Source organism: Burkholderia sp. LMG 13014 (assembly GCF_905232215.1).
Lineage (GTDB): Bacteria > Pseudomonadota > Gammaproteobacteria > Burkholderiales > Burkholderiaceae > Burkholderia.
Window position 1 is genome coordinate 1 of sequence record NZ_CAJNKE010000924.1, and the last position, 1,597, is coordinate 1,597.

At 65.9% G+C, this 1,597-nt stretch carries 1 protein-coding gene; it reads right to left on the reverse strand.

Annotated features, from left to right (window positions below; genetic code table 11):
- Window positions 1-228: 228 nt before the first annotated feature.
- A partial coding sequence (locus JYJ84_RS36185; protein ID WP_205190254.1) for an AAA family ATPase occupies window positions 229-1,597 on the reverse strand: 1,369 nt, incomplete at its 5' end.

Here is a 1,597-nt window from a genome sequence, read left to right on the forward strand (position 1 = left end):
CGGTTCATCGCCTCGGCCGCTTCCTCCGGCATCGGGCGCGGCATCTTGCGCCGCACCTTCGCGCCCTGCCATGCGTTGTAGACCACGACGCCGCCCACCACGACGGCGCCCGCGCCGATCAAACCGAGTGTCAACTCGTCCATGCACGCTCCATCAGCAATTCTTGTTCGTCGGAACCGCGAACGGGCGCCCATGCGCCGCGCGAACGCGGTCCGGTTTCGTCAAACGTCAATTCTGGGCAAAACCCGCGGCGGTTTCCATGTCCACCGCGACGATCCGCGACACGCCCTGCTCCTGCATCGTCACGCCGATCAGCTGCTGCGCCATTTCCATCGCGATCTTGTTGTGCGAGATGAACAGGAACTGCGTCTTGTTGGACATCGCGCGCACGAGATTCGCGAAACGCTCGGTGTTCGCATCGTCGAGCGGTGCGTCGACCTCGTCCAGCAGACAGAACGGCGCCGGGTTCAGCTGGAACATCGCGAACACCAGTGCGGTCGCGGTCAACGCCTTCTCGCCGCCCGACAGCAGGTGAATCGTCGCGTTCTTCTTGCCCGGCGGCTGCGCCATCACCTGCACGCCGGCATCGAGGATTTCGTCGCCCGTCATGATCAGCTTCGCCTGGCCGCCGCCGAACAGGCGCGGGAACAGGTCGCTGAAGTGACGGTTGACCTCGTCGAAGGTACCCTGCAGCAGCGTGCGGGTTTCCTGGTCGATCTTGTGGATCGCGTCCTCGAGCGTCGTGATCGCGTCGATCAGGTCGGCCGACTGCGCGTCGAGGAACACCTTGCGCTCGCTCGCGGCCTTCAGCTCGTCGAGCGCGGCCATGTTCACCGGGCCGAGCGCGTTGATCGCGTTGTTCAGGCGCGTGACCTCGCCCTGCAGGTACGACGGTTTCAGATCCGGCGTGAGCTTCGCGGACAGGGCCACCTCGTCGACCTCGGCCGTCACGAGCTGCTCGGCGAACTGCTCGACCGACAGGCGCGCGGCCTGCTCCTTCAACTGCAATTCGGTGATGCGGTCGCGCAGCGGCTGCAGCGAGCGCTCGGCGACGAGGCGCTGCTCGTCCGACGCCCGCAATTTTGCGGTCAGGTCGTCGAGTTCGATCCGCGCGGCCTGCAGCGCTTCTTCCTTCACCGCACGAATCTCGAGCGCGTCCTGCAGGCCCGTGTGCGCGGTCTGCTCGTTGATCGTCTCGAGCTCGGCGCGCGCGTCTTCCAGCGATGCGGCAACACGCTCGCTCTGTTCGTGCGCGACCTGAATGCTGCGCTTGAGCTCGTCGATCCGGGTCACTGCGTTGCGCGCGGCGAAGCGCGCGTCATTCGCGCCGCGCTCGAGGTCGCGCGCTTCCTGACGCGCCTGCGTCAGCGATTCGTCGAGCGCTTCGAATGCGAGCTGGTTGTCCTCGAAGCGCGCCTGCAGTTCCGCGAGTTCGCCGTCGAAACGCTCGAAATTCGCTTCCGACTCCGCGCGCATCGCGCGCTGCTCTTCGATCTGCGCGCCGATTTCCTCGAGTTCCTCGCGAATCTGCGTGCTGCGCTGCGTGTAACGCTCGTGCGCCTGTGCGAGCTTCAGCACGTCCATCTGCAGCGCGTGC